This window comes from Kocuria sabuli (assembly GCF_040981185.1).
GTDB classification, from domain to species: domain Bacteria; phylum Actinomycetota; class Actinomycetes; order Actinomycetales; family Micrococcaceae; genus Kocuria; species Kocuria sabuli.
Genome location: NZ_JAVHZE010000002.1, coordinates 396503 through 407139, shown reverse-complemented (window position 1 = coordinate 407139; position 10637 = coordinate 396503). Strand labels below are relative to the sequence as shown.

10 protein-coding genes are annotated in these 10637 nt (G+C 74.2%); 6 read left to right on the top strand and 4 right to left on the bottom strand.

Annotated elements, in window-relative coordinates; all coding sequences use genetic code 11:
* Nucleotides 1-230: 230 nt before the first annotated feature.
* From RE027_RS03960 to RE027_RS03950, 3 genes are all read left to right on the top strand, one after another.
* Nucleotides 231-1775, top strand: a complete 1545-nt coding sequence (locus RE027_RS03960) for a PucR family transcriptional regulator (RefSeq protein ID WP_368806937.1) — start codon at nucleotides 231-233, stop codon at nucleotides 1773-1775.
* Nucleotides 1776-2055: 280 nt separating this feature from the next.
* A complete protein-coding gene (locus RE027_RS03955; RefSeq protein ID WP_368806936.1) occupies nucleotides 2056-3342 on the top strand; it encodes a Glu/Leu/Phe/Val family dehydrogenase in 1287 nt (428 codons plus the stop codon).
* A gap of 235 nt (nucleotides 3343-3577) precedes the next feature.
* Entirely contained in the window at nucleotides 3578-4474 is an 897-nt protein-coding gene (locus RE027_RS03950) for a Bax inhibitor-1/YccA family protein (protein WP_368806935.1), read from the top strand.
* 123 nt (nucleotides 4475-4597) lie between these two features.
* Here the strand turns inward: RE027_RS03950 and RE027_RS03945 are convergent, their stop codons facing one another.
* Nucleotides 4598-5200, bottom strand: a complete 603-nt coding sequence (locus RE027_RS03945) for a nitroreductase family protein (RefSeq protein WP_368806934.1) — start codon at nucleotides 5198-5200, stop codon at nucleotides 4598-4600.
* A gap of 148 nt (nucleotides 5201-5348) precedes the next feature.
* On the opposite strand from RE027_RS03945, the gene RE027_RS03940 reads away from it, so the two are divergent.
* Both RE027_RS03940 and ilvA read left to right on the top strand, forming a co-directional pair.
* The gene (locus tag RE027_RS03940; protein WP_368806933.1) at nucleotides 5349-6719 is read left to right on the top strand and encodes an AI-2E family transporter; all 1371 of its coding nucleotides are present in this window, start codon (nucleotides 5349-5351) and stop codon (nucleotides 6717-6719) included.
* Nucleotides 6720-6810: 91 nt separating this feature from the next.
* Complete coding sequence (gene ilvA, locus RE027_RS03935; RefSeq protein WP_368806932.1) at nucleotides 6811-8058, top strand: threonine ammonia-lyase; 1248 nt, start codon at nucleotides 6811-6813, stop codon at nucleotides 8056-8058.
* Between the two features lie 72 nt (nucleotides 8059-8130).
* Here the strand turns inward: ilvA and RE027_RS03930 are convergent, their stop codons facing one another.
* The 3 genes from RE027_RS03930 to RE027_RS03920 all read right to left on the bottom strand — a co-directional run bounded on the left by RE027_RS03930 (nucleotide 8131) and on the right by RE027_RS03920 (nucleotide 9569).
* Nucleotides 8131-8340 carry a hypothetical protein gene (locus RE027_RS03930; protein ID WP_368806931.1) on the bottom strand — a complete coding sequence of 70 codons (210 nt, stop codon included), beginning with the start codon at nucleotides 8338-8340 and terminating at the stop codon, nucleotides 8131-8133.
* A 7-nt stretch (nucleotides 8341-8347) separates the two neighbouring features.
* Complete coding sequence (greA, locus tag RE027_RS03925; RefSeq protein ID WP_368806930.1) at nucleotides 8348-8851, bottom strand: transcription elongation factor GreA; 504 nt, start codon at nucleotides 8849-8851, stop codon at nucleotides 8348-8350.
* A gap of 238 nt (nucleotides 8852-9089) precedes the next feature.
* Nucleotides 9090-9569: a DUF4307 domain-containing protein gene (locus tag RE027_RS03920; protein WP_368806929.1), complete on the bottom strand. Its 480-nt coding sequence runs from the start codon at nucleotides 9567-9569 to the stop codon at nucleotides 9090-9092.
* Between the two features lie 184 nt (nucleotides 9570-9753).
* Between RE027_RS03920 and mca the strand changes: the two genes are divergently transcribed.
* Nucleotides 9754-10632, top strand: a complete 879-nt coding sequence (gene mca / locus RE027_RS03915; protein WP_368806952.1) for a mycothiol conjugate amidase Mca — start codon at nucleotides 9754-9756, stop codon at nucleotides 10630-10632.
* The last annotated feature ends 5 nt before the right edge of the window (nucleotides 10633-10637 follow it).

Genomic DNA, 10637 nt, shown 5'->3' with positions numbered 1-10637 from the left:
GCCGAGCTCACCGGGGTCGCGGCCGCCCACGTGGTCTACGAGCTGATCACCCTGCTGGCCCTGGGCCCCGGTGCCGCCCCGGGCGGACCGGCCTACGGTCTGGCCGGGCACGTCTACGGGGACGCAGCGCCGGGTCAGGGCTGACGCGATAGTCTCGGCGGTGGTGGTGCGGTCCGGCGCGCCACCGCCGCCGGGGACCGCCGCGGCCGCCCCGGCCGGCACGGAAGGACATGCCAGTGATCACGGTCGACCAGGTGCTCCGGCTCGAAGGACTGGGCCTGCGGGCGGTCGTCGAGGGGGACACGAGCGCCCCGGTGAGCTGGGTGGCCACCAGCGAGCTGGCCGACCCCACCCCCTACCTCAACGGCGGGGAGATCGTCCTGTTCACCGGGCTCAACAGCCCCGTCGACCGTCCCTCCTGGGACCGCTACGCCCGCCGTCTGGCCGCGAAGGGGGTCGTGGCCCTCGGCATGGGGGTCGGCAGCAGCCTGTCCCACCCCCGGGTGCCCGAGCATCTCGCCGAGGCGGCCCGGGACGCCGGGCTCACGCTGTTCAGCGTGCCGGAGGAGACGCCGTTCCTGGAGCTCATCCAGGCGGTGGCCGAGATGCGCGCCGCCCAGGAGCGCACCGCCCTGGAGGCCATGCTGTCCATGCAGCGCACACTGACCCTGGCCGCCACGGGCGCCGACGGATCCACCCGGATCCTGCGGTCCCTCGCCGCGCTCACCGAGGGCGGCTGGGCGGCGACCTGCACCGCGGACGCCGAGATCACCGAGCGCTCCGCCCCGGGGGTCCCCGAGCTGCCCACGGGGCGGACCCTGGAGGAGCTCGTCGACCGGCTGCGCCCCGCGCGCCTGCGCGGCTCGCTCAGCGAGACCGGCCCCGCGGGAAGCATCGTCGTCCACCCGCTGGGCGTGCAGGGCATCCCGCTCACATACCTGGTCGTGGTCACGCCCCGGCCCCTCGAGCGGGCCCAGGCCGGGGCGGTCACCACCGCGGTGGCCCTGCTCTCCCTGCACGCCGAACGGGCGGGGGAGCGCGCCCTGTTCCGGCGCCGGGTCCGCGCCGGGGCGCTGGCCCTCGTCCTCGGCGGCGACGTCCGCTCCGGGGACGCCCTGCTCGCGGTCGGCGAGGACGCCGGGTGGACCGCGATGTCCCGGCGGGTGCGGGTGGTGCGCCTGCGCGGGGACGCCGAGCGGACCCGGGAGGCGGCGCGGCGGATCGAGGGCTACACCGACCGGTACGGCCACCGGGTGCTGGTCGGTGCCGCGGAGGGGACCGGACCCGGGGAGGTGGACGTCGCCGTGCTGGTGGAGGACGAGCCGGAGCTGCTCGGAGCCCTGCGCGGGATCGTCGAGCGCTCCGGCGTGCGCGCCGGCATCGGCGGCGCCACGACCGTCGAGGCCGCCGGCACGAGCGAGCGCGAAGCCCTCGACGTGCTGGGCCGCACGACGGCCCGGCACCGCGTGGGCACGTGGGACGACGTGGTGGCCGGCGGATTCACCGGGCTCCTGCCGCCCGACGCGGCGCAGGCCTACGCCCGGGACCTGCTGGAGCCGGTGCGGAGCCGGGAGGCCGGCGAGCAGCTGCTGAGCGTGCTCCGGACCTTCCTGGCCCACAACGGCAACCGGCGCCAGGCGGCGGCCGAGCTCGGCGTCCACCGCAACACGATGCTGCAGCGCCTGCACGCCGTCGAGCAGGCCCTCGGCCGCTCCCTCGACGACCCCCAGCTGCGGGCCGACCTGTGGATCGCCCTCCGCGTCTGCGCCGACTAGCACCCCGCGCCCCGGCGCGGCGGACGTCGTGCTCCGGCGCGCCGACGGCCTCCCGCGACTGTTGTGCACCGTGCACGGAGGGGGCAGGGGACCAGGGCACTGTGCCGACCGGATGTGAGCTTAGTCTCGGGAGCAGGAGCCCGCAGGAGCGCCGGCCGTCCACCCGGTCCCGCCTCCTCGCCCCGGCGCACCGGCCGCGCCACCGCTCCACCACCGATCGATCCGCCCCGTACCCGGGACGGCCCCCGGAGTCCCCGGGACGTCCAGGAAAGGAACGACCATGACGACAGACGTCCTCGCACCCGCCGCGGCGGAGGCGGCGGAGGGCACCGGCCCGCTGGCCGACGCCCAGGCCCAGCTGACCGCGGCCGTGGCCGCCCTCGGCTACGAGACCGGCCTGCACCAGCTGCTGTCCCGGCCGCGCCGGGAGATGACCGTGTCCATCCCGCTGCGCCGCGACGACGGGTCGGTGGAGGTGCTGACCGGGCACCGGGTGCAGCACAACTTCTCCCGGGGCCCGGCCAAGGGCGGGCTGCGCTACTCCCCGGCCGTGGACCTGGACGAGGTGCGGGCCCTGGCGATGTGGATGACCTGGAAGTGCGCCCTGCTCGACGTCCCCTACGGCGGGGCCAAGGGCGGGATCACGATCGACCCCCGCAACTACTCCCGGGGCGAGCTGCAGCGGGTCACCCGCCGCTACACCAGTGAGATCCTGCCGATCATCGGGCCCGACAAGGACATCCCCGCCCCGGACATCGGCACGGACGAGCAGACCATGGCCTGGATGATGGACACCTACTCCGTGTCCGTGGGCTACACCGTGCCCGGGGTGGTCACGGGCAAGCCGGTGTCCCTGGGCGGGTCCCTGGGCCGCTCCTCGGCCACCTCGCAGGGCGTGGTGCACATCGCCCTGGCCGCCCTGGCCCACCGCGGCATCGCGCCCGCCGGGGCCACCGCCGCGGTGCAGGGCTTCGGCAAGGTCGGCGCCGGGGCCGCCCAGTTCCTGGCCGAGGCCGGGGTGGAGGTCGTCGCGGTGTCGGACCAGTACGGCGCCGTCCACCGCACCGGCGGGCTGGACGTCACGGCGCTGCAGCAGCACGTGGCCGCCACCGGCTCCGTCGTCGGCTTCGGCGGGGCGGACCCGTTCCCGGCCGACCGGCTGCTGGGTCTCGACGTGCACCTGCTGGTGCCGGCCGCGGTGGAGGGCGTGCTGCACGCCGGCAACGCGGCCGAGGTGACCGCCGAGGTCGTGGTGGAGGGCGCCAACGGGCCCACGACGGGCGCGGCCGACGAGATCCTCGCCGCCAACGGGGTCCTGGTGGTCCCCGACATCCTCGCCAACGCCGGCGGGGTGATCGTCTCCTACTTCGAGTGGGTGCAGTCCAACCAGGCCTACTGGTGGTCCGCGGCCGAGGTCGACGCCCGACTGGAGACCCGGATGCTCGCCGCCTGGGAGAAGGTCCTGGCGGTCGCCGCCGAGCGCGGCCTGAGCCTGCGCGAGGCCGCCACCGTGACGGCGGTGCAGCGCGTGGCCGACGCCCACCTCACCCGCGGGCTCTACCCCTGACCGGCGGCCCTGCCCGGACGCCGGGCGGCGCAGCCGGTCGGTGCGGCCCGGCCGCCGGCGCCCGGGCCGGGGGGCGCCCCGCCGGGCCGCCGGCGCGCTCCCGGCCCGGACCGGGCGGGAATCCGCCACCCGCCACGCCCACGGCTTAAGCACAGCACTTCCCCTGCTTTCGTGATGCCGGGATTGCTACCCTGGGAGCACATCACGCACAGCAGTGCCAGGGAAGGACCGACACATGGCCGGCGGGAACCCGCTCCTCCGCGATTTCACCAAGCAGGGCGCAGGCAGCGCCCAGCAGTCCCACGGGACCCAGTACGGACAGAGCTCCTACGGGACCCCCTACCAGCAGCCCGGGTACGGGCAGGGCGGATACCAGCAGGGCGGTTACGGCCGTCCGCAGCAGGGCAACCCCTACTCCGACGACCGCCTGGACTCGATGTACAACGCCCCCGCCGCGGGGACGAACCAGACCGGCCGGATGACCTACGACGACGTCATCATGCGCACCGCCACAGTGCTGGGCGCCGTGGTCGTCGGTGCGCTGGCCGGCTGGATCATGCCGATCCTGACCATCCCGGGGGCCCTGATCGGGTTCGTCCTGGCCATGGTCAACGTCTTCAAGCGCCAGCCCTCGCCGGCGCTGATCCTGGCCTACGGCCTGTTCGAGGGCATGTTCCTCGGCGGCATCTCCTCGATGTTCGAGATCAGGTACCCGGGCATCGCGGTCCAGGCCGTGATCGGCACCCTCGCGGTGTTCGGCTCCGTGCTCGTGCTCTTCCGCTCGGGCAAGCTGCGGGCCTCCCCGCGGGCCACGAAGATCTTCATGGTCGCGCTCATGGCCTACGTCGTGTTCGCCCTGGTCAACCTCGGCGCCGTCCTGCTGTTCGGCTTCAACATCCGCACGGACAGCCCCCTCGGCCCGTGGCTGGGCCTGGCCATCGGCGCCATCGCCATCCTGCTCGCGGCGTACAGCTTCGTGCTGGACTTCGAGAACATCAAGCGCGGCGTCGAGGTCGGCGTCCCGGAGAAGATGGCGTGGTCCGCGGCCTTCGGCCTGACGGTCACCCTCGTGTGGCTCTACATCGAGATCCTGCGCATCCTGGCGATCATCCGGGAGATGACCTCGAACTAGGTCTTCCCACCGGCTCCGCCACGACGACGGCCCGGCCCCCGCTCCACGGGGTCCGGGCCGTCGTCGTGTCCGGGCGCCCCTCGCCTCCGGAGCCGGTCCCGGCCGGGCCCGTCCGGGGCCGGCTCAGTGGTAGCTGATCCGCGGACCGGGTGCGGGGCGGGTGGCCGCGTGCTCGGCGGCGGCGCCGCGCGGCGGCCGGCCCACGAAGAGCCAGCCGAGGACCTTCTCCTCCGGGGCCAGCCCGTAGAACATGCGCAGCCCGGCCTCGTCGGCGCCGTCGCGGCGCGCCCACACGGTGGCCCAGCCGGCGCCCCAGAAGGCCGCCTCGAGCAGGGGGCGGGCCCCGTGCGCGGCCGCGAGCTGCTCCTTCCGGGGAACGTCGAGGGCGTCGTCGGGGCTGAACACCACCGCGCAGCCCAGGCCTCCCGTGCTCGCCCACTTCAGCGAGCCCCGGAACGTGGCCAGCAGGCGCAGCTGCTTGCCCTTCAGCCGGGGGAAGGGCGCCGTCATGTTGGGCACCCGCCGCATCCCCGTGACCGCCGCCGCGAGTTCGGGCGCGGAGCGGCGCGTGGTCACGGCCACCCGCCAGCTCAGTCCGGGGTCCGCGGCCGCCGTGCCCGCGGCCGCGCGGAGCACGGCCTCCAGCTCCTCCCTCGCCGGGGCGTCCGGGGTCAGGGCGGGGGCGGAGCGCCGCTGGGCGAGGATGCGGAGGAACGTGCGTGACATGGCGCCAGTCTCTCACCGTGCGCGCGCCGGAGGCCGCCGTCGTCGCCGTGCCCGCGTCGCGCGGATTCCGGGCGGGCACGGGACGGGGTCCCCGCCGGTGTCGGCCGGGCGTCCTCGGGGGGTCGCACAGCCGTGTCAGGATGATCCCATGCCATCGACTTCGCACGACGCCGAGCGTCCCCCGAGCCCGGGGCGGAGCAACGAGCTCCCGCCGTTGCACGGCAACGCCGCCGGCGGCGTGGCGGTCTCGGTGCGGGTCGCCGCCGCGTGGTCGTGGCGGCTGCTCATCATCCTCGCGGCCGCAGGGCTGCTGGGCTACATGCTCTCGACCGTCACGGTGGTCATCATCCCCGTGCTCATCGCGGGTCTGCTGGCCGGGCTGCTCTTCCCCCTGGTGAAGTGGCTGCGCGCCCACCACGTGCCGGCGGGCCTGGCCTCGGGCCTGGCGCTCCTGGGCTTCATCGGCTTCGTGGCGGGACTGCTCGTGCTGGCCGGCCGGCAGATCGTGCTCGGCTTCGCCCAGCTGTCCAGGAACGTGGTGGTCGGCACGCAGCAGCTGCTGGGCTGGCTCGAGGACGGACCGCTGAACCTCAGCGCGGACAGCGTGAACGACTGGATCGACGACCTCGGCACCACGGTCCAGGACAACAGCGAGGCCATCCTCGACGGCGCGATGTCCTTCGGCTCCACGGCCGGCAACGTGCTGACCGGCATCGTCATCATGTTGTTCACCCTGCTCTTCTTCCTCATGGACGGGGAGCGGATCTGGCTCTTCCTCGTCCGCCTGTTCCCGGTCAGCGCCCGGCGGGCCGTCAACGGGGCCGGCCGCCGGGGCTGGCACTCGCTCGTGCAGTACGCCCGGATCCAGGGCTTCGTGGCCTTCGTGGACGCCGTCGGCATCGGCCTGAGCGCGTTCTTCCTGGGCGTGCCCCTGGCCCTGCCCATCGGCATCCTCGTGTTCCTCGGCTCGTTCATCCCGATCGTCGGCGCCGTGGTCACGGGCGCCGTCGCCGTGCTGGTGGCGCTCGTGGCCAACGGCTTCACGAACGCCCTGGTCATGCTCGCGTTCGTGCTGCTCGTGCAGCAGATCGAGTCCAACATCCTGCAGCCCCTCGTCATGGGCCGGGCCGTGTCCCTCCACCCGCTGGCGGTGTTCCTCGCGGTGGCCTCCGGGTCGATCCTCTTCGGCATCGCCGGGGCCCTGTTCGCGGTGCCGGTCATGGCGTTCCTGAACACGGTGGTGCGCTACCTCGTGGGCGGGCTGTGGCGCGAGGACGACGAGATCCCGTGGGAGCCCTACTACTTCCCGTGGGAGATCAAGAAGCACGCCAGCAGGAACGAGCTGACCCGGGAGCAGATCATGGCCCAGCTCCAGCGCTTCCGCCGCACGCGGGCCCAGGAGCGGCTCCAGGCCGCGCTCAAGCGCGGGCGCAGGGCCGACCGCGCCCGCGCCGGGGACGGCGAGCAGTCGGGCCGCGGCGCCGCCGGCGCCTCCGGGCGGTCGGCGGGCAACGACTAGGATGGGGACCGCGCCCGCCGCCGGCGGGCGCGAGCCGTGCCCCGGTCCCCGGGTCCCGCACGTGCGCACCGACCGGGAAAGAAGACCCACCGTGAGCCTGGCCGCCCTGCCCGTCCGCCTCGCCGACATCGAGGACGCCGCCGCCGTCCTCGACGGCGTGATCGACCGGACCCCGGTGGCGCACTCGCGGGCGCTGTCCCGCCTGGTCGGCTCCGAGGTCAACCTCAAGGCCGAGAACCTGCAGCGCGCGGGCTCCTTCAAGGTCCGCGGGGCCTACGTGCGGATGGCGAAGCTCACCGCGGAGGAGAAGGCGCGGGGCGTCGTGGCGGCCTCCGCCGGCAACCACGCCCAGGGGGTGGCCCTCGCCGCGGACCGGCTCGGCATCACCGCCCGCATCTACATGCCCATGGGGGCGGCCCTGCCCAAGATCGCCGCGACCCGGGACCACGGCGCCGAGGTGATCCTGCACGGCACCGCCGTGGACGAGGCCCTCGCCGCGGCGCAGCACTACGCCGAGGAGACGGGGGCGGTCTTCGTCCATCCCTTCGACCACCCGGACATCGTGGCCGGGCAGGGCACCGTGGGCCTCGAGCTGCTCGACCAGGTGCCCGACGTCGACACCGTCATCACCGGCGTGGGCGGCGGCGGGCTGCTCGCCGGTCTGGCCGTGGCGGTCAAGGCCCGCGCGGAGCAGCTCGGCCGCCCGATCCGGCTGATCGGCGTGCAGGCGGAGAACGCCGCCGCCTATCCGCCCTCCCTCGCGGGGGACGCCCTCGTGACCCTCGAGCGGGTCTCGACCATCGCGGACGGCATCGCCGTGGGCAAGCCGGGCCAGCTGCCGTTCAGCATCATCAAGGAGCTCGTCGACGACGTCGTGACGGTCTCCGAGGACTCCCTGGCGCAGGCCCTGATCTTCCTGCTCGAGCGCAACAAGCTCGTGGTCGAGCCGGCCGGTGCCGTGGGGGTCGCGGCCCTGTTGGACGGCCGGCTGCAGGAGAGGTACCCGGACCTGGGCAGCACCGTGGTGGTGCTCTCCGGCGGCAACATCGACCCCATGCTCATGCTCAAGGTCATCCAGCGCGGACTCTCCGCCGCCGGCCGGTACATGACGATCAAGATGATGCTCACCGACCGGCCGGGCGAGCTCGCCCTCATCTCCAAGGTGATCGCGGCGCAGGACGCCAACGTCACCGGCCTGGACCACACCCGGATCGGCGGCTCGCTGAGCATGGGCGACGTCTCCATCACGATCGACATGGAGACGAAGGGCCACGAGCACTGCCGTGAGGTCCTCCGGGCGCTCGAGGCGGAGGGCTTCCACCCCGTCGTCGTGCACTGAGCCCGGGACCCGACGAGAACGGCGCCGGTCCCCGCGGGGGACCGGCGCCGTCGTGCGCACGGGGGACGCTCGTCAGGAGCGGCGCCGCCCGCTGAGGAAGGTGGCGAACCCGCTCACGAACGTCGCGAAGACGAAGATGTTGCGCAGGCTGCCGGGCGCGCTCGCCGCCGGGTCGCCCTGACCGGTGAGGTGCAGGACCACGGCGACGATCGCGAGCACCACGGTCAGGACCATCAGGGCCCGGGTGGCGGGACCGGGGCTGCGCAGCCAGTGGGTCGTCACGGCGTGCTCAGCCCTGGAACGGCTTGGCGTCCAGGATCTTGACCGGGATCTGCTTGCCGTTGGGCGCGGTGTAGGACAGCTCGTCGCCGACCTTGTGGCCGGAGATGGCCGAGCCCATGGGGGACTTCTCGGAGAACACCTCCAGGTCGCTGCCCGCGGCCAGGTCCTCGGCCACCTCGCGCGAGCCGATGAGGAAGGTCATCGGCTCCCCGGCGATCTCGGCCCTGACGACCATGCCGGCCTCGACGACCCCGTCGTCCGCGGGGGCCTCGCCGACCTGGGCGTTCTCGAGCAGGCCCTTGAGGTGGGCGATGCGGCCCTCGTTCTTGCCCTGCTCCTCGCGGGCGGCGTGGTAGCCGCCGTTCTCCTTGAGGTCGCCCTCCGAGCGGGCCTGGTCGATGCGCTCCACGATCTCGTGCCGGTACGGACCGGAGATGTAGTCGAGCTCCTTCTTCAGGCGGTCGTAGGCCTCCTGGGTCAGCCAGGCGCCCTGGTTGCTGGTCTTGGTCACAATCTCTCCTCGGTGGACGGACGGCCGGGCCGCCGCGCCCGGTCCCGGGGGACCCGGGCGGGACGGCGGACCGGAGCGACGGCGCGGACGCCGTCGTCGGTGCGGGGATCCGAATAACGCAAAGACCCCGTCCCGGTGCCGGGCTGTCCCTTCGGACGGTGCCCGGCGGCCGGGGACGGGGAGTCCTGGTGACCCAGTCTAGGCGGGGCGGGTGGGCAAGCCCAAAGCACGGTGGGGGTTACGACGCGCCCGCGCCGGCCGCCTGCGCCCCGCGGTCCTCGACCCAGCAGGAGTCGACGACGGCGGTGGTGGCGAGGTTCGTGGTGCGCACGGACACCCGGTGGGCGCTCGTCCCGCCGTCGCCGAGCTCGTCCTCGGGCACGGCGCCGACGGTCACCTCCGTCCAGCCCACCACGGCGTACTCGTGGTTGAGGGCGGTCACCGCGCAGGTCACGACGTCGTCGGGACGCTTCGTGAGGTCGAAGTCCGCGGTCGCCCGCGCCTCGGACATGACCTGGAAGCCGATGTCCTTGAACGTGGGCGCCGCGCTCCGGCCGGCGAGCACCCAGACGGCGAAGCCCGCCGCGAGCAGGGTGGCCAGCGCGACGACGCCGATCCAGCCGCGCGGGCCGAGGCGGCGCGCACGGCGGGTCGCTCCGTAGCGGTCGCGGAGCAGGTCGGGGGAGTCGGTGGACACGGCGGCCTCGGGTCTCGGCAACGGGGAAGGCGGCGCCGGGCCCGGCGACCGCCCGACCACTGTAGCGGAGCAGGCTGGGAGCGGCCCGGGCACGCCGGGGCCGGGCGGGCGCGTAAAATGGACGGCGGCCCGTGCCCGCACCGGCCGATCCCATGGACCCCCGACCGTTCCCGAGAGGACCTCCCGAGTGACCTCCCTGCCCAAGATGCGCCTGCTGGCCGTCCACGCCCACCCCGACGACGAGTCGAGCAAGGGGGCTGCGACCATGGCCCACTACGTCCGGCAGGGGGCCGAGGTCATGGTGGCCACGTGCACCGGCGGGGAGCGGGGCTCGATCCTCAACGCGGAGATGGAGGGCCACCCCTACGCCGAGCGCGACCTGACCGGTCTGCGCCGGCTGGAGATGGCGCAGGCCGCGGCCGCGCTGGACGTCCAGCACCGGTGGCTGGGGTTCATGGACTCGGGCCTGCCCGAGGGCGATCCGCTGCCGCCGCTGCCGTGGGGCTGCTTCGCCCTGCAGCCGCTGGAGCGCGCCGCGGCGCCGCTGGTGCAGCTCGTGCGCGAGTTCCGCCCGCACGTGATCCTCACCTACGACGAGAACGGCGGCTACCCGCACCCCGACCACATCCAGACGCACAACGTCTCCGTCGAGGCGTTCCGCGCCGCGGGCGACCCGGAGCGGTACCCGGGCCTCGGCGAGCCCTGGACGCCGCTGAAGCTCTACTACGACCGGGCGTTCAACCTCGAGCGCTTCGTCGCCCTGCACGAGGCCCTCGAGGAGCGCGGGCTGCAGTCCCCGTACGCGGCGCGGATCGCGGCCTGGCAGGAGACCGACCCGGAGGGCCACCGCCCGCCGGTCCCGCGCCAGGACACCACCACCAAGATCGAGTGCCCGGCCACCTTCGCCCACCGGGACGAGGCGCTGCGCAGCCACCGCACCCAGGTGGCGCCGGACGGCATGTTCTTCGCCGTGTCCGCCGAGATGCAGGCCGAGGTGTGGCCGTGGGAGGACTACGTCCTGGCCGAGTCCCGGGTGGAGACCTCCCTGCCGGAGAACGACCTGTTCGCCGGGATCGGGGGCTGAGCCAG